This is a genomic window from Acidithiobacillus ferrivorans, assembly GCF_016250455.1.
Lineage (GTDB): Bacteria > Pseudomonadota > Gammaproteobacteria > Acidithiobacillales > Acidithiobacillaceae > Acidithiobacillus > Acidithiobacillus ferrivorans.
Window position 1 is genome coordinate 1,189,719 of sequence record NZ_CP059488.1, and the last position, 22,589, is coordinate 1,212,307.

General features: G+C 56.8%; 20 protein-coding genes and 1 pseudogene. 3 read left to right on the forward strand and 18 right to left on the reverse strand.

Annotated elements, in window-relative coordinates; all coding sequences use genetic code 11:
* Nucleotides 1–384: 384 nt before the first annotated feature.
* Nucleotides 385–2,089: pseudogene (locus H2515_RS05995) on the reverse strand (IS1634 family transposase).
* 640 nt (nt 2,090–2,729) lie between these two features.
* Here H2515_RS05995 and H2515_RS06000 point away from each other — a divergent pair.
* A complete protein-coding gene (locus H2515_RS06000; protein WP_049786906.1) occupies nt 2,730–3,209 on the forward strand; it encodes a rhodanese-like domain-containing protein in 480 nt (159 codons plus the stop codon).
* A gap of 187 nt (nt 3,210–3,396) precedes the next feature.
* Here the strand turns inward: H2515_RS06000 and H2515_RS06005 are convergent, their stop codons facing one another.
* The 13 genes from H2515_RS06005 to H2515_RS06065 all read right to left on the reverse strand — a co-directional run bounded on the left by H2515_RS06005 (nt 3,397) and on the right by H2515_RS06065 (nt 18,663).
* A complete protein-coding gene (locus H2515_RS06005) occupies nt 3,397–3,807 on the reverse strand; it encodes a carboxymuconolactone decarboxylase family protein (RefSeq protein ID WP_051984641.1) in 411 nt (136 codons plus the stop codon).
* Nucleotides 3,800–4,177 carry a PadR family transcriptional regulator gene (locus H2515_RS06010; RefSeq protein WP_051984642.1) on the reverse strand — a complete coding sequence of 126 codons (378 nt, stop codon included), beginning with the start codon at nt 4,175–4,177 and terminating at the stop codon, nt 3,800–3,802. The genes H2515_RS06005 and H2515_RS06010 overlap by 8 nt, the downstream gene beginning before the upstream one ends.
* Complete coding sequence (locus H2515_RS06015) at nt 4,174–4,827, reverse strand: class II aldolase/adducin family protein (protein WP_198661178.1); 654 nt, start codon at nt 4,825–4,827, stop codon at nt 4,174–4,176. Before H2515_RS06015 ends, H2515_RS06010 begins: the two co-directional genes overlap by 4 nt.
* A 1,025-nt stretch (nt 4,828–5,852) precedes the next feature.
* A complete protein-coding gene (locus H2515_RS06020) occupies nt 5,853–6,419 on the reverse strand; it encodes an ANTAR domain-containing response regulator (RefSeq protein WP_014029454.1) in 567 nt (188 codons plus the stop codon).
* Between the two features lie 4 nt (nt 6,420–6,423).
* A complete protein-coding gene (locus H2515_RS06025; RefSeq protein ID WP_035190266.1) occupies nt 6,424–6,780 on the reverse strand; it encodes a sirohydrochlorin chelatase in 357 nt (118 codons plus the stop codon).
* A gap of 9 nt (nt 6,781–6,789) precedes the next feature.
* Nucleotides 6,790–7,575 carry a uroporphyrinogen-III C-methyltransferase gene (cobA, locus tag H2515_RS06030; RefSeq protein WP_198661179.1) on the reverse strand — a complete coding sequence of 262 codons (786 nt, stop codon included), beginning with the start codon at nt 7,573–7,575 and terminating at the stop codon, nt 6,790–6,792.
* Between the two features lie 14 nt (nt 7,576–7,589).
* Nucleotides 7,590–8,621 (reverse strand): DNA-binding protein YbiB, encoded by a 1,032-nt coding sequence (ybiB, locus tag H2515_RS06035; RefSeq protein WP_198661180.1) that lies wholly within the window; start codon nt 8,619–8,621, stop codon nt 7,590–7,592.
* Entirely contained in the window at nt 8,618–11,404 is a 2,787-nt protein-coding gene (locus tag H2515_RS06040; RefSeq protein ID WP_198661181.1) for a nitrate reductase, read from the reverse strand. The genes ybiB and H2515_RS06040 overlap by 4 nt, the downstream gene beginning before the upstream one ends.
* The gene (gene nirD, locus H2515_RS06045) at nt 11,401–11,721 is read right to left on the reverse strand and encodes a nitrite reductase small subunit NirD (protein ID WP_035190534.1); all 321 of its coding nucleotides are present in this window, start codon (nt 11,719–11,721) and stop codon (nt 11,401–11,403) included. The genes H2515_RS06040 and nirD overlap by 4 nt, the downstream gene beginning before the upstream one ends.
* Before the next feature lie 10 nt (nt 11,722–11,731).
* Entirely contained in the window at nt 11,732–14,185 is a 2,454-nt protein-coding gene (gene nirB / locus H2515_RS06050) for a nitrite reductase large subunit NirB (RefSeq protein WP_198661182.1), read from the reverse strand.
* A 239-nt stretch (nt 14,186–14,424) separates the two neighbouring features.
* Nucleotides 14,425–15,663 (reverse strand): alginate export family protein, encoded by a 1,239-nt coding sequence (locus H2515_RS06055; RefSeq protein WP_198661183.1) that lies wholly within the window; start codon nt 15,661–15,663, stop codon nt 14,425–14,427.
* Nucleotides 15,664–15,784: 121 nt separating this feature from the next.
* Nucleotides 15,785–17,191, reverse strand: coding sequence for an MFS transporter (locus H2515_RS06060; RefSeq protein WP_232821579.1), 1,407 nt, complete (start codon nt 17,189–17,191; stop codon nt 15,785–15,787).
* A 308-nt stretch (nt 17,192–17,499) separates the two neighbouring features.
* Nucleotides 17,500–18,663 (reverse strand): CmpA/NrtA family ABC transporter substrate-binding protein, encoded by a 1,164-nt coding sequence (locus tag H2515_RS06065; RefSeq protein WP_035190277.1) that lies wholly within the window; start codon nt 18,661–18,663, stop codon nt 17,500–17,502.
* A gap of 266 nt (nt 18,664–18,929) precedes the next feature.
* Here H2515_RS06065 and H2515_RS06070 point away from each other — a divergent pair, with 266 nt between their 5' ends.
* Nucleotides 18,930–19,697 carry a Crp/Fnr family transcriptional regulator gene (locus H2515_RS06070; RefSeq protein WP_231550975.1) on the forward strand — a complete coding sequence of 256 codons (768 nt, stop codon included), beginning with the start codon at nt 18,930–18,932 and terminating at the stop codon, nt 19,695–19,697.
* A 29-nt stretch (nt 19,698–19,726) separates the two neighbouring features.
* Here the strand turns inward: H2515_RS06070 and H2515_RS06075 are convergent, their stop codons facing one another.
* The 3 genes from H2515_RS06075 to H2515_RS06085 form a co-directional block, all read right to left on the reverse strand.
* Nucleotides 19,727–20,119 (reverse strand): DUF488 domain-containing protein, encoded by a 393-nt coding sequence (locus H2515_RS06075; protein WP_232821580.1) that lies wholly within the window; start codon nt 20,117–20,119, stop codon nt 19,727–19,729.
* Between the two features lie 210 nt (nt 20,120–20,329).
* Nucleotides 20,330–20,776 carry a glycine cleavage system protein H gene (locus H2515_RS06080; RefSeq protein ID WP_198661185.1) on the reverse strand — a complete coding sequence of 149 codons (447 nt, stop codon included), beginning with the start codon at nt 20,774–20,776 and terminating at the stop codon, nt 20,330–20,332.
* Nucleotides 20,773–21,231 (reverse strand): hemerythrin domain-containing protein, encoded by a 459-nt coding sequence (locus H2515_RS06085; RefSeq protein WP_014029441.1) that lies wholly within the window; start codon nt 21,229–21,231, stop codon nt 20,773–20,775. The genes H2515_RS06080 and H2515_RS06085 overlap by 4 nt, the downstream gene beginning before the upstream one ends.
* Nucleotides 21,232–21,337: 106 nt before the next feature.
* Between H2515_RS06085 and H2515_RS06090 the strand changes: the two genes are divergently transcribed.
* Entirely contained in the window at nt 21,338–21,583 is a 246-nt protein-coding gene (locus H2515_RS06090; RefSeq protein WP_014029440.1) for a thioredoxin family protein, read from the forward strand.
* 18 nt (nt 21,584–21,601) lie between these two features.
* Here the strand turns inward: H2515_RS06090 and H2515_RS06095 are convergent, their stop codons facing one another.
* Nucleotides 21,602–22,585, reverse strand: a complete 984-nt coding sequence (locus tag H2515_RS06095; protein ID WP_198661186.1) for a 2Fe-2S iron-sulfur cluster-binding protein — start codon at nt 22,583–22,585, stop codon at nt 21,602–21,604.
* Between the last annotated feature and the right edge of the window lie 4 nt (nt 22,586–22,589).

The window sequence follows — 22,589 nt, forward strand, 5'->3', positions numbered from 1 at the left end:
CGATGAAGGTGCTTGCTGCTGGACGATGGAAATCTGTAGATTGCGGAGAAATGGTGGGCAGTTAAAGACTGATTGCGGTCATTGGGTTGTAAGATCTCTGTTCAACAGGCATTCAGGTGCCGATCGCGTAACGGGTAGCTTGGCCGACTGAATTGCATTATGATTTTCTCATCACAGCATGTTGGCGGAAGATAAGGCCATGGTGGCAGTATGGCACTTCCCTCAATATAGGCGAGATTGACACCATGAAACTCTATGCTAAATACGATACGAAAGAGGACGACCGCTGGATAGCAGCGATACCAGAAATGTCTGGCGTCCCCGAGTTCGACAGTTAATCTCGCAACTCCTTGATATTGAAAATAGCGATTTCAAAACGCTCCACTACAACAGCGTCAATTGCTGAGACGCGGCTGGTTTTTTTACCCGGAGGGCATGCAGAACCTCGCTTTGACATTCCTGGATGGAAGACACCCCGGATACGGGTGGGGCGCCATTGAGACGAACTCGGTGATGCTGAATGCGGTGGAGTTGCTCCAAGGCTCGTTCCGGCGTCAGCCCGGTGTGACTCGCACGTAAACGACTGCGCATGACCCGATGCAGAATCAGCGCCATGAAGCAGATCGCTGCGTGCGCCCGTATCCTGTCGGGCAGGCGGTGGTAGACCGGGCCGATTTCCAGCTCGGATTTGAGCACTTTGAAGCCCCGCTCGATATCGGCGAGAGACTTATAGCGGGCCACGACCTCCGCCGGTGACAGGTCCTGCACATTGCTCACGAGCAGGAGCTTGCCATCCATCTTTTCCGCCAGGGTGCGTGCGCTTTTGTCGATGTCGTAGCTAAACTGCTGTGCGGCCATATCGACTTGGATGATGCGCGATAAATGCGCCTCGCAGACGGCATGGTAGAAGCGTGCCTTGGCACCGCTGTCGGAGAGTTTGCGTCCCCGATGCTTTTGCCGTCGTCCTGATCATCCAGTTTGCCGGCCCACTGGTCGCCCTGAGTAATCAGCGCTTCGATCCGCGCATTCCGCTTGGCGGTCTGGTCCGCCGCCGTCATGGGATCATGGGCGATAACCAGCCGCAGGTCGTTCCAGGTGCGCTCACCGATGACTTCTTCAGTGGCAGTGTTGCACGACTCCCGCTGGAAACTATCCAGCAGATCGGTAAATTCATGGTACCGCCGCCCCGGTACGGCCAGGATAAACTCCAGCGACTGCCCGTTGGCCAGCCGGATCGCCTGCAACGCCTCCAGATTGTCCAGACTCAACAACCCGCGATCCGCGATGAGCACCAGGCGCCGCACTGTCGGAAAGCGCTCCAGCACTTTGCCCAGGGTCGGCAGCAGCGTTTTGGTCTCAGCGGTGTTGCCATCGAAGACCTCATGGTAGATCGGCAAACCTTCTGCAGTCTGCACGACCCCCAGCATGAACTGGCGAGCGATCAGACCTTCCTTGGCCATCCCGAATTGACGGACGTCCTGGGGAACCGTGACCAGGCCTTCACTGCGGATCGTGGTGAGGTCATAGAAGACCACGGACAGGTCCTGATCGATCAGGGGGCGCAACAGTCCGGCTACCACAGCATCTACGGCACTCTGTTGCTCCATCAGGGCATCCATGCTGCGCAGGAGTTGCTGGTGGGTAATCGTTGTCACGGTGACATCCGGCAAGGCGACGGTTTCCACCCAGCGCAGTACGCCCAGTTTCGATTCGGGATCGCAGAGCCGGTTGAGGACCATCACCCGGATCAGCGCTTCCACATCGGTCGTATGGCGGGTCTTGCGGAACACCTGACGTAGGGCGCTGAACCCCAGCTCCTTCCAGAGTTCGGTCAAGGCCCAGACATCGCCAAAAGCACGCGCTGTTTCAAAAGCGATGGATGGTGGAGAAGAAATCGTTGGCGCCGGGTGGGCACCTGGCCGCTGACCTTCATCAGGCCCTGAATCACGGCATTCAACTGACTGTCGACCTGATCCAGCCGCCCAAGTGTGGCGACGGTACGCTTTTTGACCTTTCCGGCATCATCCCGGTAGGACTCGACAAGCTGGACATAGCGGCGGCTGCCGGAGGTGGTGATCTTCACATGCATGCCGCCACTTTATCAGCGTTCATAGGCATGTCAACAAAAGAGCCTAAGTGATAAAACGTGCCACCACAGAAGTTTTAGAAAATAGGCGCTGAAACCCCTATGAATGCTGGGGCGATGTTACGAAATTGACGATTTTTGCCGATGAACTGTCGAACTCGGGGGCGTCATGTGGTATTGAGCATCACGCAACGATGCGGTGGCCAAGGTTGAAGCTCTTGCACTCAGGACCATAGCTGATCGTCTGGACGAAGGGGAAATGCCTGCCTCCCCAATTACCATAGAGATAATGGAAAGTGCTCAGGCATGAGCTAATGACCTTCTTTGAAGGCGAGGCTTGTATTGGCCGCACTCATTTGCATCGGACGGATGGCGTGTTCGCGTTTCATGACGGGGAAGAAATTGGCCCCAGAATGCTGGTGGGGCTTGCCAAGCAGACAGGGCTATCCCCGGAGAATTTTCGATGACCTTTACCATTTGGTTTATAAATAGTAACCAAGCAGCAGGCTGCGGACCAAGCAAAATCAGCCTGTCTGCCCAGCCGGGATCAGTAACCACTAGACGAAATGATGCATAAGGCCTAATAGGCTATTAATTATTGGGCAATACGAATGCAAACCTATTTATCGGGGTTATGTCAAGAATGATTACAAAAGATACCACCACAGTCACGCCAACCATTCAGGGCGAGCTTATTGAGATAAGTGTTCTGGCGACCTTGGAGTTAAGCCGTTTGAATGTAGCGTGCTTAATTGATGTTAGGCAAAAGTTCGAGCTTGAAATAGAAGGAGAGATAAATGGAGCATACTCTCTCCCATTGTTTAAGTTTAAACATCTTCTTGGGCACAAGCTCACACAAGAGGAACAGGAAATTCTGGATGAAGACTCTCCTGGAATGGAAGATATCCAAAATTTTATAACCATGATAAACGATCTACATAATGCCAAAGATTGTATTGTTGTGTGTGTTTGTAACAGCGGCAAGCGCAGCATTAATGCTGCACGCTTGCTGAGAATGCTTGGATATAATCGTGCTTTTTCTTTGGTTGGGGGATACCGCGCCATAAGGGAAGCAATGGTTACTGATCTACCACTGGCTAAATCCGGTGAGCTAACGCAGTAATGCATGAGTTAGTGGCAATCTTGCAATAGGTTACCCCTTGCTGCTGTAGGAGGGATAATGAGTGAGACCGTCAGTGTGCGAGTGGCTGTCTGCACCCATATTGAAACCGCCGGCAGTCGCCCGCCGGTAAATGAGCCGGACGGGCGTACACCGACGTAGTGGCCTCTTTAGGATTTGGAAATCAAAACTAGCCGGTAAGGCCATTATTTTTCTCCGTGTCCAAAGATTTGGCCGGTATTGCCAAGGCGCGGGTCACGGCCTGAACACCCAAGCTGAAAGCAGGCATGCCAGCCACGATCGCCGCAGTCTCCAAGACGCCATGCAGTTCGGCGACCGTGGCGCCCGCGACAAGGGCTGCGCGGGCATGAAGCTCCGCTGCTGCCGCTTCGCTACGTACGAGGAGCATGCCGAAATGGACCAGCTGTTGCACTTTTCGGTCGAGCGGATTCCCGTGAATAAGCGTTTCTCTCAGGTTTTCTATGGCATCTAGGGCAGTTTCCCGTCCTGCTTGGCGGGCGATATCCTGTCGTAAGCGCCAGCTGTCAGGCACCACCCCAAAAAGTTCGACATACCGTGAACGGATAGTTTTCTCATCCATGGAATCGCGCCTCTACGTTGCCATCCGACTCCGCCAGTGCCTGCCAGTGCTCCAAAAACCAGTCGAAGGCGCTACGCCGCTTGCTGATGTCTTCGCTCCAGCCTCGCAATTCATCGTGCCCATCGGCAGTAATACGATAAATCCGTCGTGCAGAACCGCTGCCTTCGGTATCCCAGACAGACTGGACACTCCCCCGGACCTCTAAGTCACGAAGCGCACGATAGAGATTCCCTATATCCACTTGTAGTCCGTCAGGGAGGACGCCATTGATCCGCCGGTGGAGATGAAGACCATGGTCTGGCATTTCCCAAAGCAACAGCAGGGAGAACGCGGCGAGATGTCGACCTGGCCGAACACGGTCATTACTCATGACGTCATCTGGAATTGGTGTTGGCGCCCCACCACCTCCTCGTAGGCAGCTTTTGGCAAAGGTTTCGCGCCACCCAGAGCCCGAGCATGGAGCACCAGTTCCGCTGCTTCTTCCAAGGCCGTGAGTCGAGCCAATGCTTCACCGAGATCGGCTCCTGCCACCAGGACCCCATGGTTGGACAGCAATACTGCGCTGATCGCTGGGTTCACGAACGCTCGGAGGATACCTTCAACGGACTCTTGCGAACCGCGTGGTGCCCAGGCCACTACCGGCACTTCCTCATGGATTCCGAGACGCAATAATGGCTCATACACCGCCGGCAAGGGCTGTTGTGCAATGGCGAAGGCCGTAAGGTGGGCCGGATGGCAGTGAATAATGCCGCCAAAATCCCTGCGCTGGCTATAGACTTTGGCATGCATCTCAATAACTTCCCGAAATGTGGGCTGGAAGGCTTCCTGACCTGAGCCGTCCAGACCTACCCAATCCAGATCATCCGCCCGTAACTGTGCCACATCGCCACCGCGGGTCATGAGCATACGCTCTCCGGATCGGACAGAAAGGTTGGCATGATTACCATGAAAAAGCAGTTCTCGATCTCTCAATCTGTCAGCGGTATCCAGAAGGTTCTGGCCAATGCTCTGAGTATTCATAGTAGTACCTCCTATTAACTATATATGTATATTACATATATATGATCAGACGCGCAACTCTGTTCTTTGGAGCAGTCCGCAGCCTGCTTTAACGTGCTGCCTCGTGCATGTGGAATGGAGCTTATGTGAAGAAATTCTGGCGGTGATGACGGGGTCGCCTGTAGAAACAATCAGTAATGATCACAATATTACGATTGGGAGCCTCGAAAAACATCCCCATTTCAGCTGCATATGATAAAATATAACCAGTTGAATATTATGGGGTATGCCGGATGACGCCACGAAAGAGCGCAATCAAAACCGACCTGTTTGCAGCGGATTTCCACCAGCAGTGTCAATCAGCATCAGCCATTGACCATGCGTCAGCACCAAACATTTGCCACCTAACGGAGCGATATAACGCTTCGTACCTCTATGGTCTAAAACATAAACATTGAATTCTTGATCTGATCTAAGGTGAACAAACTTGACGCTGATTTCTGGTCAAAACTTGACACACGCAGACGCTGTTTTACAGGCCTGCAGGTTTTCGGTGGATGCATAGCGTTGATAACTCAACGGGGTTGTCGCGCAGCCAGCCAGGCCAAGGCGGGGATGATGGCCAGGGGGATGGTTTTCTTCATGGGTAGTGCTCCTGATATTGAGTGGACATCTATCGGGCACTGCCAAATTGTTTTGTCTCGGCGCTAGACGATGCTTGACGCGCAGTAGTCTATAAACCACAGTTAGTGCATGAACCAAGACAACGACGACCATGTGACGATTGAACTCAAGCAGACTGAGACTTTCAGAAAATGGTGGACGTGGAAAGATCATCAGGAGGCAGAGAATCCGCGAAGCGTTAGGATGATACTTTTTTGCCGGGGAAAGCCGTTAGGCAAATTGCGCACTAACGATCCAGGATGAAACATTAATTTTCCTGTAAATGCGGTGAACATTAAATCAATAGGTTACGAAGTTGTTAAGATGATACTATTTTTTCCGTGGACAGCTAGGGAACGGAGTGCTGATCTGTTGGAGCGTGGTTACGAGCTGATGGTAATCACCATCTCGGCGATCTCCGCCAATTTTTTGCCTTTATCCATCGCCAGGCGGCGCAGGCGGCGGTAGGCTTCGGCTTCGTCAATCTGCAGATCACGCATGAGAATACCTTTGGCTTTTTCCACCAGCTTGCGTTCGGAGAGGGCGTTCTGGGTGTCTTTGAGTTCTTTGCGTAGTAGACGGTAATCGGCATAGCGCAAGGCGGCGACCTTGATAATAGGGGCGATATCGCGGGCGGAGATGCCGTGGGCGACGTAGGCAGCGACCCCTGCACGGATGGCGCGACGCATGGTATCTTCATCTTCGGGAGCGCCGAGAACGACAACCGGAAGTTCTAAGGTTTCGCTGAGAAAGACAATGTGTTCGAGGACATCGCGCTCCGGTGTGCCGGCTTCGGCGATGATGACGTCGGGTTGCAGTTTTTCCAAACGCTGCCACGAGAGTTCGGTCCAAGCAAAAATGTCAGCGACCTGATGGCCTTCTAGATGGAGGGCGTCACGAAGAATTTCTGCGCGCTCAGTATTGTTGTCGATCAGGACGATGCGGTGCATAGGCTCATTGCAGGGCTTGCAGTGCAGCGCGGACGATGATCTCTGATTCGCCGAGAGGGCTATCGATGGTGATTTCGCAGCCAGATAATTCACCCTGAAGTTGGGTGATAAGCGCGGGTAAATCCTCCTGCAGATGCCTGCCGCTGCTCCAGAAAATGGGAGAAACCCGGTACTGGCGCAAACCGGAAGCGTAGGCCTTGCGCATCGCCTCAGCGAGGCTGGGCGTCCATATTTCCAGATAGCAGAGTATGATTTTTCGCTGCGGTTGGCTGGCTTGCAGGCGCATGGCAATAACCTCGAAGGGCCGTCGCCATTGCGGATCGCGTGAACCGTGGGCCAGCAGGAACTGCACTTGAGACACGAAAACTCCTTAAGGTTGTTGCATTAAGTGGCGCGCAGCATCTTCTGTTTTCGGTAGCCAGGCGCAGAGTTCGGCAAGCTCCACGACCGCGCCGATAATCAGTATGGCCGGGCTACCGAGTCCGGCACGGACAATTTCCGTGCTCAGTCGTGCCAAGGGGGCCTGCACTTGTTTTTGCTCTAAGGTGGCCCATTGTACGGCAAGACACGGGGTTCCCGCCGCAAGACCGCCTGCCATAAGAGCTGTACAGATGCCAGCCGCCCGTTCGATGCCCATATAGATCACCAGAGTATCAGCCGCCTGGGCGTAGCGCGACCAGTCTGGAGCCTGGCCACCACGCGCTTCATGGCCGGTGAGGAAGAGTACGGACTGGCTGCGATGGCGGTGAGTGAGGGGCACTCCGGCGTAAGCTGCCGCCGCCATGCCACTGGTGATGCCGGGAATGATTTCGTAGTCGATGTTGGCAGCGCGCAGGGCCAGGCATTCTTCGCCGCCGCGACCGAAGAGGAAGGGGTCACCGCCCTTCAAGCGTACAATCCTCAACCCCTGCTGCGCGGCGCGGATGAGCTGCTCGTGAATGAGCAGCTGTGGCGTCGAGCTTTGGCCACCGCGCTTACCCACTTCGACCTTGCGGCAATGATCCGCCGCCATGTCGAGGATACGCGGGTTGGCGAGAGCGTCATAGAAAATGATCTCGGCCTCGGCAATACGCCGCGCCGCTTTGAGGGTGAGCAGTTCGGGGTCGCCGGGGCCGGCGCCGACAATGGAGACCGGAGGGAGGGAGGGTTGGTGCATGGGGGCTTCTCCGGTTATACCGCATCGCGGGAAAGGGTTTGAAAAAGGTGGGCGCGGGCGCTGTCCACATCGGCGCAGCGGCCACTGAGGCAAAGCAAGCAAATTGCCTGATCGGCTAGCGCCGGGGGTAAGGGAACGTGTCCGGCAAGCACCTGTTCCATGAATCGGCAGGTAGCATTAACGCCCTGATCATCAGGCAAGACCGGGATCTGGAGCAGTGGCTTATCGTCTTTAGCCATCCACAGGGTGCATTCTCCGGCTAGGCAGGTATGCAGGTCGGGGCGGCGTTTGGGGTTGGCGAAAGGTTCGCCTTCGGTGCCTCGCAGGCAAAGAGCGCGACGCCCTGTTGCGGTAAAAAAAGCTTGCAGAAGCGCCAGATAGGGTGGATGAGTAACCCCGGCGCAATGTACCGCAGGTATCCGGAAGGGATTAATGAGTTTGACGACCGTATGTACGCTGGAGCGAACGCCGAGTTGCTGACGGAGTCGAAGTATTCTCCCGAGGCCTGGGCAGAGCTGTTCCACAGGCAGGTAGCTGAGCCCTTGCTGCTGCAACTGGGTACCCGCCTGCACATTGTCCTGGGCGATGGGTAGGCCAAATTCAGTAAAAATCCGTGCCGTGCCGACCCGCCCGGAAGGGTCATGGTCGCTCAGCGTTATAGCACTTTCCGTGCTGCTGGCATGCAGGCCATGCAGCAATACTGGTACGCCGCAACGGGCGAGGATGCATGCCAGCAAAGGCAGCAAATTGGCAGCGCGCCGAGTCCCATTGTAGCTGGGTAAAATGACCGGCTGACAAGCACTGTCGAGGACAACGGGCTGCAGGCTGGCCTCGGTGGCGCGCACGAAGCCGCGCAACTCGTCCACGGATTCGCCCTTGATACGATAGGCCGTCCACAGCGCACCGGCGCCAAGATCAGGGAGTTTGCCCGTCAGCCAAGCGGCAAAGAGGGCTTGGGCTTCCTCCAGAGATAAGTCTTCAGCATGTTCGCGGCCTCGAGCCACACGGCCGACGATCTGGGGCAGATTCAGAGTTGGGGTGCTCATGAGGCCTCCCGGCGCATAAGGCGGATGATATCGAGGATTTCCGGTTTGCAGGAGCCGCACTCGCCGCCCGCACCGCAAGCCTGGGCGATCTGGCCAAGAGTAACCGCGCCCGCAGCAACGTGTTGCCGCAAAGTGCGCTCATCCACCCCGGTGCAGGCACACACTCCCCGTGAGCGCACCCAGGTGCCCATGTCGGTGGGGACTTTGGGAGCAAAAAGGGCATGCCGGTAAGAATGCACATCGGCGGCGCTGAGTAATAGTTCGCGCAACCAGTCACGGGTGACGTCTTCCCCGAAGAGACGCGCAGCATAAAGCTGGTCCTGCCGAATGCAGAGGCGTTTGCGTATGCCCCGTCGGCCATCGTCATAGTCGAGGATGTCAAGGCCGTCCATGCCCAGGGCCTGATCCCAGGCCTGGATATCACTGGCCGCCGGAGCCTGTTCACCGGCGATGCGAAGAATGAAGCCCTCGCGCTCGCCCCGGCGCATGCGACCGAGGCTGGCGTAGGGGAACTGGCGGGCGATCCGTTGGGCGGCATGGAAATACGCGTCTTTGTCCAGCAAGCGCAGAATCGTACCTTGCCAGGGGAATAACACCGGCTCTACCCGTACAGCCGTATGTTTGAATTCCGGCTCGCCGGAAATGGGGTCAATGGCTGCGAGAGTCAGTTGATTGCAGAGGGCGGCGGGGGCATAGCGGCGCCCGAAATGCATAGGAGCGAAAAGGAGCCCTGGCTGCAGATCGGCGTTAACCCGCACCCTGAGGATATTATTGCCACGCCGGCTGCTGACTTTGGCCAGCATTTCGTTATCGAGGTTCAGGCGTCGCGCATCGTCCGGATGTATTTCGAGAAAGGCTTCTTCATCGCTGGCGAAGAGAGCGGCCACTTTGCCAGTGCGGCTCATGCTATGCCAATGATCCCGCAAGCGACCGGTGGTCAGGCGTAAGGGATAACGTGCGTCGATTTCTTCGGCAACCCCCAGATATTCGGGATCACGGAAACGGGCGCGGCCACTAGGTGTGGGGAAAACGCCGTCAGCGTACAGGCGCGCTTGCCCGGTTACGGCGCCTTCTGGATAGGGCCACTGCTGCGGTCCCTGATTATCCAATACGGAGAAGTCGAGACCCGTGATGTCCAAATCCCGGCCCCGGGTGCATTCCCGATATTCCAGAAAAATACTGGAGGAATCGGCAAAGTTGAACATGCGCTGGGCACGTACAGCCCAAGAGGCATCTTTTGCGCTTGGTAGTGGATGGTTGAGGGTATCCAGGGCGTCACCGAGAATAAAGGCGAAATCGCGGAAGATCATCCAGTCGGGCAGGGCGCTGCCAGGTGCGGGAACTGCAGTTCGCAGATGGGTGATGCGCCGTTCAGAGTTGGTCACCAAAGCCTCGCGTTCACCCCAACTGGCAGCGGGGAGCAGGAGATCCGCATAGGCGGCAGTTTCGGTGCCCAGAAAACTGTCCTGCAAGACGACGAGACGGGCTTTTTCGAGAGCGCGCTGCACTTGTGTCTGGTCCGGCATGGACAGTACCGGGTTAGTGCAGGTGATCCAGACAGTCTCAATCTCCCCGCGTTCCAGCGCCTGGAATAGGGGTACTGCGGTGTAGCCGGGCTGTGGATGCAGACTTTCCACTCCCCAGAGTGCGGCGATTTCTGCCCGGTGCTCGGGGTTGGCTACTTCGCGATGACCAGGGAGGAGTGCGGGCATACCACCGGTCTCGCGTCCGCCCATGGCATTGGGTTGTCCGGTCAGGCTGAAAGGACCGGCGCCCGGCCGGCCAATTTGTCCGGTGGCCAGATGCAGATTGATGAGAGCAACATTTTTATCGGTGCCATGACTGGATTGATTCAAGCCCTGACACCAGAGGGAAAGGGCGGCGGGTGCCTGGCCGAAGGCTATTGCCGCCGCACGCAGGTCGGCAACCGGAATAGCGCAGGTTTCCGCTACCCATTGCGGGGTATAGTTCTGCACCCGCGCCTTGAGCTCTTCCCAGCCCTCAGTATGGGTCTCAATAAAGGCCCTGTTCAGGAACCCTTCCCAGATCAGAATGTGCAACATGCCGTGAAACAGCGCCACATCGGTGCCCGGCTGAATGGGCAGAAAAATATCAGCGATGGCGGCGGTCGGCGTGCGCCGCGGATCGACAACGATAATCTGCAGTTCTGGGCGGCGTAACTTCGCTGCTTCGATCCGGCGGAATAGTATCGGATGGGCGTAGGCGACATTAGCCCCAACAATAAACAGGCAATCAGCGCTGTCGAAGTCTTCATAACTGCAAGGCACAGAGTCCATGCCGAGGCTGGATTTGTAGCCCGTTACCGCAGACGCCATGCAGAGCCGCGAGTTGGTGTCGATATGATTGGTACCGATAAAGCCTTTGGCCAGTTTGTTGGCGACATAATAGTCTTCCGTCGATAGTTGCCCGGAGACATAAAAGGCCACGGCCTGGGGGCCTTGGGTATGGATAATCTCCGCCCAGACCTTCGCCATCTGCATCAGCGCCTCCGGCCAGCGCAGGGGCGACCAGCTTTCGCTGCCGCGCTGGTGTTGCAGGGGTTCGCGGGCGCGATCATCCCCCCGGCTGGTCAAATGCAGGTTGCTGCCCTTGCTGCACAGTTGCCCAAAATTGGCAGGGTGATCCGGGTCGCCACGCACGCCGGTAATGTGCTGGCCATCATGCTCAATGATGACGCCACAGCCAGTCCCGCAGTAGGGGCAAGCCGATTTGCTCTCTAGACGGCGCAATGACTGCCCGCTCTGCGGGCGGATCAAGGTCATGGTGTCACCCCCACCAATCCCAGCCAGACCTGTTGGTCTTCGATTTTCACCGGAAAAGTCTTCACGCAACCATGGTCTGGCGCCATCGCCTCACCTTTTTCTAAATCAATCTGCCAGTTATGCAGCGGACAGAAGACGATTTTTCCAGAAACGAAGCCTTCAGACAATGGCCCGCCACGGTGCGGGCAGCGATTGCTGACCGCGAAAATCTCATCATTTTCATTGCGTAGGATGGCGATTTGTCCTTGAGGCGTGTCCACATAACGACCACCGAGGGCGGGGATTTCTTCTATGCTGCCAAGCGCTAACCATTCCATGGAGATCACCTCAAGCAGGGATGCGGCGCAGGGGCGCAGCATGAATATTCAGGCAACCGGAAACCGCTTCTGCCCAAGGATCCTTTTCCTGGGAGAGGGCGAAATCCAGGCGTGCGGCGAGCTGCTGGCGGGAGGCCACATCCACCACCACAACCGCTTTTATGTGGTCCAGACCGACCCGTTCCACCCAGGGCGCAGTACGCTCCAGATATTGGGCATCTTCCCGATACATTTGCAGAAAGGCCTTGGCCATTTCCAGCACTTCCGCATGGGTTTTGACTTTGCAAAGGAGTTCAGCGGCACGCACTTTCATGCCGCCATTGCCGCCCACGTAAAGTTCCCAGCCCGAATCAACGCCGATGATGCCAAAGTCCTTGATGGTACTCTCAGAACAATTGCGCGGACAGCCGGAGACAGCGAGCTTTACCTTGTGTGGTGCCCACATGCGCTCTAATCCCTTCTCCAGTTCGATGGCCAGGTGGGTGCTGTCCTGCACCCCGAAGCGGCAGAATTCAGTGCCCACACAAGATTTGACGGTACGCAGAGCCTTACCGTAGGCGTGCCCCGAAGGCATACCCAGTTCCGCCCAGATTTGCGGCAAGTCTTCCTTTTTCACTCCGAGCAGGTCGAGGCGCTGCCCGCCAGTAAACTTCACCATCGGCACGTTATGGCGCTCCGCCACCTCGGCGATGCGCTTGAGCTCAGCAGGGCTGGTCACTCCGCCGTAAATACGGGGAATGACTGAATAGGTGCCATCTTTCTGGATGTTGGCATGGGCGCGCTCGTTGATGAAGCGAGACTGGGCATCGTCCAGACCCTCTGCTGGCCAGGCGGTGCGCACGTAGTAATTCACCGCTGGTCGACAGGTGGCGCAACCGCCGGGGTGCCGCCAGTCAAGGCAGGCGAACGTCTGCCGCACGGAGAGGAGCTTTTGCTGGATAATGGCATCGCGGATCTCTTGATGGCTGAAATCGGTACAGCCGCAGAGCGCCTTTTTTTTCGGACTGCTGTCATAAAAACCGCCGAGGGTACTGGCGAGTAATTGTTCCACCAACCCGGTGCAGGAACCGCAAGAGGCACTGGCCTTGGTGCATTTACGCACTTCCTCCAGGGTAAACAGGCCTTGCTCGCGGATGGCTCTGACGATACTGCCCTTAGCTACACCATTACAGCCGCAGATCTCGGCCCCGTCGGCCAGCCGCGAAGCCTGGTTTTCACCGGCATGGCCAGAGTCGCCCAGATGGGTTTCGCCGAAGACAATATTGTCGCGGAAGGCGGAGATGTCCGTGCCATCGCGCATGAGCTGAAACAGCCATGGACCGATGCTGGTATCCCCATAAAGCAAACCGCCGACCACCTTGTTGTCCTGTAAAATAACTTTCTTGTAGATACCCTGACTGCCATCCAACAGGGTAACTTCCTCATACCCTTCGCCCCCCATAAAGTCCCCGGCAGAAAACAGTTCAATTCCCGTGACCTTGAGCTTGGTACTGGTGACCGAGCCCTGATAACGCATCCGCCCGTACTCGGCGAGATGATTGGCGGCCACCTTGGCCTGTTCAAACAGCGGCGCTACCAGCCCGTAAGTCTGGCCGCGATGCTGCACACATTCGCCGACGGCATAAATGCGCGGGTCGTAGGTTTGCAGGGTGTCATTGACCAGAATGCCGGTTTCGCATTGCAAACCTGCAGCCTGGGCGATGGCAATGCGCGGTTTGATGCCGATAGTCATCACCAGTACGTCCGCCGAAATCTCACTGTCATCGGTAAAACGCAGGCCGGTGACGTGGGTATCACCGAGTATCTCGGCACTTTCCTTGCCGAGCAGAAAGCGCACCCCGCGGTCCTCCATGGCCTTCTGCAGCAGGGCACCGCCACGGGCATCCAGTTGCTTGTCCAATGGCCAGGCACGACGATGCACCACGGTCACTCCCATGCCCCGCGCGCGCAGCCCATGAGCTACTTCCAGTCCCAGCAGGCCACCACCGATGACCACCGCTTCGCCACCCAGCTCGCAACTGCGGGTGAGTTGTTCGACATCGGACATATCCCGGTAACTGAGCACTCCGGGCAGATGGTTGCCGGGAATGGGTGCAATAGCCGCCGCCGCTCCGGTGGCTAACAACAGACGATCGTAGGGCGCAGAGCATCCGTCTTCGGTCAGCACTTGCCGCTTCACCCGATCTATGGCCGTTACCCGGCTTCCGGTGTGCAGAGTAATTCCGTGTTCCGCATACCAGCCCAGCGGATTGAGAATGGTTTCTTCCAAAGCCATCTCCCCGGCGAGCACCGGGGTGAGGAGAATCCTGTTGTAATTGGGATGGGGTTCATCCCCAAAAACGGTAATCTCGTAGAGTTCTGGCGCCATTTTCAGCAGTTCTTCGACAGCGCGAATACCCGCCATGCCGTTGCCGACCACCACCAGGCGCGCTTTGCGGCGCTGTACAGCTACGGGGTTCATCATTTTAAGGCTCCCGAAATAGAAAAAAGGCGTAGTCAGCCGGATTGCTGACGACGCCTTTGCCGTTTTGCACTATAACGATCATTGCGGATCGTATTGTAAACTTTTAAGCAATAATCATACCTAATTTCATGGCAAATAAAAACAGATAGTTATGGTAAATGCTCTGCTGTGCGCTGACGTATTATGGTGCGGCCTCTGGTGCAATTGCATCAAAACAGTGCAATTGGGTGACGCTGCGGCTAGAATTTCGCCGTCACGAAAATCCACGCGCCCTCGGTATTCACTCCGTAACTGGTGCGCCGGTAATCTGCATACTGTACCCCGGCACCCCAGTGTTTGGAAAAGCTGCGGGTGGCCGACAAATCCAGCTCGTGCCCATATTGCGTTCCCCCGCGGGCGGCCTGGAAATCATAATAAATGGCCGCCAGTTGGGTGTCCATGAACTTACCGCCGAGGGTACAGTACAGACTGCGCAAACCTTTGGGCGGCGTGGTCAGAAAAACTTCTGCCCAGCCATTATAGGCGTGTTTGGTGGCGAGCGGCGTTTGAAAGCCGTAACTGCCCTGACTATTTGTCCCCATAACCATGTAGTCGGCATGCAGCCAGAGCTCCGCCAGCGTCAGACCGGCACCGACGTGATAATATTGGGCATTCACCGCCGCACTCCCGTTGTCATAAGGCAACTGTTTGGCATAGCTCAGGTCGTAGGGTAGGTGCAGAGTGTCCCCCAGAGGAAGGGCGCCTTGCACTCGTACGCCCAGCGTAGCGCTGTTACAAACCTGTGCATTACCCGCCAGAAAACATGCCGCCGCTCCGGGAATGGCGCTATGCGCCTGATTTCCATAGCCATAGCCGAAGGCTTGAGCATGCAGTAAGGGAGATGGCGTCCAGCTCGCCTCACTGAGAAAAGTTCGTGTTGGTACATTTTCGTCGAGGATGTTTTTGATCCGCCATATATAAGCCCCGTAAAGCGTCAGATCGGGCAGTGCTTCGTCCTGTACCGAGACCGCATCGAAACTCTGCGGCGTCTGCCGGAAACCCACCGCACCAACAAAGCGTTCGTCATCCAGATTAATTTCCTGACGACCGGCGCGCAGGCGCAGACCGGAAATGCCCGCATACTGGAGATAGGCCTGGTTGACGTTGGTTTCCTCTGGATCGGGAATCAGTGAATAGGCTGTTTTACCATTTTTCAGGCTGTTGTATTGATTGACGATCCCGGCCACATTGATGAACTGCAGATCGGCGCTGATCCCGGCGACGGGCTTGCTCGCCAGACCGAGCAGGGTTTGCACCGTGAAGGCATGGGCGTCGTTTTTGTTCGCCTGAGACATGAATTCATAGCGCGGACGAAAGTCGAGGTTGACCTGGCCACCGCTGATGGCATTGCTCAGAGTGTCTGCGTGAGCGGTGCTGGCCAGCAGGGCAAAGAGGGCGGCAGCGCAATGACGACGGTGATGTGAAAAGGATTTCGACATGGGTTTCTCCAGTATTTTGAGGATATTTCTGTGCGGACCTGCGGAGGTCTGGGCAAGCGTTCCCTGGCGCGAAGATTGTGCGCTCGAAAAGTATCCTCCGCGGGGACGTTGACGCCGGGGATTAGTCGCTTATGATCGCCGCGCTTTGCAAAGTGGGGGGGCTGCTGGCGTCCGGAGCGGTGACTTCATGTCGTGCCCAGGGTAGCCAGTGGCGGCGCATGGCCAGCACCAGTCCCAGCGCCGTCGTTGCGAGGAGGGCGAAGCAGGCGAAACCAAGGTGATAGGTCCCGGTTTCTTCCTTGGCAATGCCAAGGATTACCGGCAGATAGAAGCCACCGATCCCGCCTGCCGCACCAATAATACCCGTCATGATTCCGGTCTTCAGCGGCCAGCGCAGGGGTACCAGTTGAAAGGTCGCGCCATTGCCCAGCCCGAAGCAGGCATAAAGGAAGAGCAGCAGGGCCACGGCCACGGTCAGCGACGGCGTCCACAGGGCAAAAGCGGCGTCCGTCAGCGCGATGCCGCCGAGAAACCAGCGCAGGGCGATGACCCCGGAAACCCGGTCGGCAAGCATTCCGCCCAGGGGCCGCAACATGGCGCCGGTGAAGGCAAATAGCGCCATCAACATACCCGCATCGATTTTCGGCAAGTGATACAAAGATACGAGCAACAGACTGATGTAGGCGGACATGCCCACGAAACCGCCGAAAGTGATGCTGTAGATGAGGATGATGACCCAGGTGTCGCGCTCCCTGAGGGCTAGGCGGTAACGCTGCGGCAGCACCGAACCCGCGAGCAGTACTCCGAAGACGGGCAGCATCAGCAGCGCAGCCTTGCCATGTAATCCGAGCCACCCCAGCGGTGTCGCCACCGCCAGAAAGGCCAGCCCGGCCAGTGTTGCTGCAAAACCCGCCAGCGCCTGTCCGACGTGCCCGCTTTTCGGCGCGCTGTCCTTACCCCAGAAGAACATTGTCACTCCGGCCAGTGCCAGCAGGGGCAGTGCGGCGGCAGTAGCATGCGCCCAGCCAAACTGGGCGGCCAGCGGCGGAAACAGAAAGCCATCCAGCACCGCACCAATGTTACCGGCCGCCGCGATCCCCAGGACCGTCCCCTGTACCTTGGCGGGATAATTACTCCCCGCCATCGGTAGTGCCACCGCAAAACTGGCACCTCCCACGCCGAGCAGAATCCCGAGGACAATCAGCAGGGGAAAGCTGGGTGCCAACGGATAAAAAAGCAGGAAAAGCGACGGAATGGCCGATAGGGCAATGCCGCCCAGTGCTAACCAGCGCCCGTCCATGGTCTGATAGAGATTGCCCATGGCGACGCGTAGAATCGCTGCCGCCAGTACCGGGACGGCGACCAGAAAACCTTGTTCCGCAGGGGTGAGTCCCAAGGTTTTGATCATGTACGGCGCGAGGGGGCCGTAGAGCAGCCAGACCGTAAAACCGGTATCGAAATAGAGAAAACTGGCAACCAGCGCCCGCCAGTTGCCGGTGCGCAGCAGCGTCAAAAGTTCTTTCATCATGGCCTCCTTGAAGGCAGAGTGCTGGACATGAAAAAAGGCGCTCCTGGCTGGTGGGCCAGGAACGCCTTCGTTCCAAAACGCTGTCCGTCGGTGAACAGTGCTTGTGGGTCTTTAAGCAGTTATCGTGCCATTATTTGTGTGGTGTCGTAGAACGTGCTGGCGCCGTGCCGTCGTGCAGCATGTTGATAGGATATTCTGCCCAAAAGCCACAAGAATGCGGGGGCGCGAAACTCTTCCGGGAAGCGCGTGCGATGGGCAATACTAGTGCAGATGCACCAAAATTTCGCATTATCATGGTGCAAGCGGCTTTACGGCAACACGCTGCTCCCGTCAAAAATGCGGCTGGCACCCATGCGGATCGTGCCCCCCTGATCATCCGCCAGCAACCAGGGCTGTGCTTCGCCACCCCAGGCGACGAAATCCTCTTTCGGCACGGGAATCTGCAGGGCATGTGCCGCCTGCCGGTATTCGGCGCTGCGATACACCTGTGGAATGAGTGTCGCGGCATCCGCACCCTCCGGCCATTGACCTGCTGCCTGCATCTGCCGCACCAGCCAGTGCGCATGGGAATGCCAGGGAAAATTCGCTGAATAGCGCGTAAACACATGGAAATCCTCCTGCTGCGGCAAGCCCGGCACCGAGCCGGTCAGTGCCAGTGCGACGACTTCAGTAGGCACATCAATGGCCGCCGCCACCCAAGGTGCTGCCTCCAGCCGGTGCAGCGGATCATCCAGCCAGTGTCCTGCCGCCAGAACCGCGCGAATCAGGGCTTGATGTACTCCAGGCTGCGCCAAAGCCCAGTCCTCGCGCACGGCGAGCACCTTTTCCATCATGTTGTTCCAGAGCGCGTAACTGCTGACGATGGGCATTCCCACCCCTTCCACCGCAGCCAGAGTTCCCCAGGGCTCACCAACACAGTAGCCGTCGATCTCGCCAGCGCGCAGCGCCTCCACCATGTAGCGCGGTGGCACTACGCTGATCTGCACCTGCGTCGCCGGATCAATACCCGCCGCCTGTAGCCAGTGGCGCAGTTGATAATGATGGTTGGATACCGGTGATACCACCGCGAAGCACAGCTTGGTGGCAGGGCATGCCTGAATGACCCGGTGCAAAGCGGTGGCCGCCAACAGGGGTTGATCACCGCCCGTCAGACCCATCTCCGTCAAACGCTGGTGCAGCGCGGTGCTTACGGTGATCGCATTGCCGTTCAAGGACAGTGTCAATGCCGTTATCACCGGTATTCGCGGTGAGGCGATGCCCAGTGTCGCCGCCAGCGGCAGCGGCGCCAGGGCATGCGCTGCCACCAGATCACCGAAAAGTAGATGGTCACGCAAACTCGCCCAGGACGGTTCCCGCTGTAAGTCCACCTGCAGACCTTGTTCGGCAAAGAAGCCGCCCTCGCGGGCTACAATCAGCGCTGCGCTATCGACCAGAGCTACATAGCCAATGCTGAGAGAGTGTTCATGCGCCATGATAAATTCTCCAAAATAAGCGGCACCTACAAAAAATCCTCGCGGCCTAGAATCAGGTAGCGAGGACGTCGTTGTCCAGAATGTTTTAGTCACAGCAATAAATGCGCCAATCGTTTCATCCGTTGTTTCGCTGCTCCGGTCGTTGTTTATCCAGCCATGACGGCTGGCAAAATCCCATACAGCTACCTGACCGTATGCACGTCTCGTGGATGACCTCCGCCGCGCCGCAAGCGGGCATTTCATCTGCATAGTTCCTGACGCTGGCCATGGTGGTTGACGCCGAGCAAACGGCAAGAGAAGCTGATCTTCTTTGCCCGCCCTATATTCTGGAGAAAGTGCCGCGCATGGAGAATAACCAGGAGACATTGCTTCCCCGCCTGCGGCAAACTCCGCTCTTTGCTGCCTGGCCAGAGGATGTCATCGCGCCACTACTGGCGCAGTCCCGGCCGCTGACCCTGGAGTCAGGCGATATCCTTTTTGCCGAGGGATCGCTGGCCAAATCCTTCTATTTCCTGGCATCGGGGCGCATTGATCTGATTGCGACGGCGGCGACCGGGCAGGAGAAGATTGTCGAAATAATCCAGCCTGATGATCTTTTCGCTGAGGCGGTGGCTTTTCTCGGCGGCCGCTATCCGGTGACGGCGCAGGCTGATGCTGCGAGCACCGTGCTGAAAATTCCACTGGATCTCTTCGTCGAGCTTCTGGAGCAGCGGCCATTGTTGATGCGTCAGATGCTGGCGCGCCTCAGTATGCGCCTGCATTTTCTGGTCAAAGAACTGCGTCATCTGAGTGTGGAGTCGGCGGAGCAGCGGCTGGTGAGTTATCTGCTGGAACTGTGCCCGATGCTAAATGGCCCCACGGCCTTCGAACTCCCTGCCAGGAAAGCGGCGGTGGCAGCGCGCTTGGGCCTGGCGCCGGAGACCTTGTCGCGGGTGTTGACCCGCATACGTAAGGCCGGACTCATAGAAGTGGAACGCCGGATGATTATTATCCCCGACCCGCCTGCTCTACGGCGCTGGGCCGAAGGGCATTGAGGCGATGTACCCTGATGTCCTGCCACTATTCAGGGCGCGTCGGGGGTTGGTTCCGCCAAAGTCTGCAGAAAATCGCGGAGCACCAGTGCGCCGTTGTGCTCTTGGTCGTGGGCAGCGTAGAGCAGGATAATAGGCGTTCCGGCGGCCGCGGCCAGCAGCGTCAGCGCGCCTGCTTTTTGCGTCGCCAGTTCCGCCAGGTAGCGGCTGCGGAATTCGTCCCAGCGTTCAGGATCGTGGGCGAACCACTGGCGCAGGGCGGTGCTGGGAGTGAGGTCTTTGGGCCAGGCGTCCAGCGCGAGGTCGGCCTTGCGCACACCGCGGGGCCAGAGGCGCTCCGCCAGTACGTGGTAGCCTGCGGGCAGGGGACGCTCATAGGCGCGCCAAGTCGTGATTTCAATGTGCAGAGGGCGGTCCGGAGTCATTTTATGTCCCTGCTCGTTCATTCAGGCTGTCGTCCTTTTGCAGGCGGAGCGCAGAAGATGAAAACAATTCAGCCCCGCATAAAAGTGCCATGATCAAACAATGGCCTGGATGCCCTGATAGCTCAAGGTTTGTGTTTGGTTCAACGAAATTCCGGCGGCTGCGATGGCGCACGGCGGGTTGCAAAATAACCGCCTGCCTAGCCTTAATATTCACTCAGAACAGCGCATACACTGCACATCGTAACGCTTTATCCAGGCTTCCAGTGCTTCAATAGCTTCGAGACCGGTTTTGACATTATCCAATGCATGTTGCGGATCATCGGGTTTTATCCGGGCGATCCAGGCGTCGCTATAGGGAGCAATATTAATCAGGTGCGGATCTTCCAGCAGCGCTTCATTGCGGGCGATGACTTCACCGGCAAAGGGCACTGGTACGCCGCCTGCCCATTTACCACTTTCCAGTGTGGCCACATGCCGTCCAGCATCCAGATGGGTGCCGATTTTTTTAATTCTGGCCTTTTGTAAACGCCCCGACATGGTTTGGGCGGGATCCGTGATCCCGATAGTCAGGGTGCCGTCATCTTCTGGGCGCAGCCATACATAGTCGAGATCGTAAAACAGATCCTCAGGCAATTCACAACCGCGATATTCACTCATGATGGCATCTCCGCTTCATAGGCCAGAATGCGTTTGCCCGCTGCTTCACCACGATCCGGTAAGGCGGCCGCGAGATAGGGATAGAGTTCCGTCTCTTCCTTGGCATCATGTTGTTTGAGAATGGTTTGCACAGTGCTCAGCAGATCGTCGAAGGTTTCCGCATCCTGATCCTGGATGGCTTCAGCCATCTCCTCAAAAAATATCCGCAAATCCTGATGGCCCTTACGTAGCAATGCGGTCAGCGGATGATCGTCACCACCCTCTTTACGCTCGAAGGCTGGGAAAAGCGTGCTTTCTTCCACCACCATATGACCATCAACAATCCCGTGGCGAAATACCTCCAGTAAATGGGCAGCCTCCTGCCATGCCCCAATCGAAACAGCGTGTGCGCTCTGTCCCAATAGTTGATCCAGGCGTTCATGATCGTGTTGCATAATCTGGTCTATATCGGCCATAACGTTCTCCATTGTGTGGGAAATAATGTTGGGCGGCGTGAGCTATTATGCTATTATTTGAGCGTATACGCATAATGTTAAACTGGTATCCTTAATAAGGTGAAATATGAAAGTACAAATACTGGTTTCAAAGTGGTGTCCTGTTTGCCCGCAAGCAGAAAAGGTTTGGAAAGAAGCTTCCCAGAAAGTGCCCATGGAGCTGGAAGTGCTGGATGTCGCTGACCGTGAAGGGCGCGAAATAGTCAGTAACCTGCGCATTAAGACCGTTCCGGCCATCGTGGTGGATGGCGCCCTAAAGACGGTAGGTGCGCAGCCTTTGGGAGAAGTGCTGAAGATGCTCGGCGCATCATAAACGCGGTATCGTAGAACACTACCCATTAGGCGCAAAAGCATCGAAGTGAATATGGTCATGCTGCACTTCATGGGAGAGCAGCAGGTCGATGGCGGCTTCTATCATGCCGGGGCCACCGCAGAGATACACTTCATGATCCTTCCAGTGGCCGCTGGCGGCAACAGTGGGCAGGAGTCGGTGGGCGCCGGTCCAGGAGGTGTCTTGCATATCAGAAAGTGTCGAGGTGATGGTGATATGCGGATATTGTTGTGACCATCTGGCCAGTTCTTCCAGATGATAAAAATCGGTCTGTTTCCTGGCCCCGTAAAAAAGATGGATAGGCCGGGTCCGCCCCAAGGCAATACTTTCCTGAATAATCGCCTCAATGGGGGCCAGACCGGTTCCTGCGGCAATACAGAGCATATCACGGTCATTATCGGAATGCAGAGAAAATTCGCCTTGTGCACTACCTAGCGTTAATTGGTCGCCGTTTTGTGCCTCGTGAAAAAGCCATTGACTAAATACACCGCTGGGTAATTCACGGATATGAAAGACCAGTGTTCCGGTGGCATCTGGTGGCGTTGCCATGGAATAAGAACGCCACTGATCCGGATGCCCCGGTATTGCGATACGGGCATATTGCCCGGTTCGGTAGGGATAAGGCCGTTCCGGCTGTAGCCGTAACTCCAGTACATTCCAGGCGAGTGGCGTAAGCTGGATGATTTGGGCGCCCCAGGTGTCTTCCCGAACGACTTCGGCACGCAAACGCAGGTCACTGCGTGGATACAGTTTACAGAGAATGGCCATGGCAGCGGCGCGTTCCGTGGGCAAGAGCAGCAGTGGCATAAAAGGTCCCTGTTCGCTGTCGCCGGACAAAATGGTGCCTTTGCAATCACCACAGGAACCACTGGCACAACCGTGTTTAATGGGAATTCCGTGTTGTTTCGCCGCTTCGACAATATTTTGGCCGGCATCCGCCATGAAGCGGATGCCGGATGGTTCCAGACAGATTTCATATTCCATAACA